This is a genomic window from Halorubrum sp. SP3 (assembly GCF_005435195.1).
GTDB classification, from domain to species: domain Archaea; phylum Halobacteriota; class Halobacteria; order Halobacteriales; family Haloferacaceae; genus Halorubrum; species Halorubrum sodomense.
Window position 1 is genome coordinate 1 of record NZ_SGTU01000651.1, and the last position, 254, is coordinate 254.

Sequence of the window (254 nt, forward strand, 5' to 3'; positions counted from 1 at the left end):
GTAGGCGGCGATGAGCGCACGCAGCGATTCGGTCGCGGCCACGTCCGGATCTGACAGTCTTGCGTCCAGCTGGTCGACGAGTGTCGCAGCCGGATACGGGTCGGTCGTCGTGTACAGCGTGAGCTTGAAGTTGAGCTCCTGGTCCGCGAACGCCTCGCCCACCGCTTGGCGAGACGCCCAGTCATCGGCCATCGCGAAGTCCATATTGCCGGCCGTGAGCTCAACGTACGCTTCCATCGTCCCGTCCGTCCGCT

At 65.0% G+C, this 254-nt stretch carries 1 pseudogene; it reads right to left on the minus strand.

The window, feature by feature from the left end:
- Positions 1-237: pseudogene (locus EXE42_RS17850) on the minus strand (hypothetical protein); the annotation flags it as partial.
- Positions 238-254: the final 17 nt, after the last annotated feature.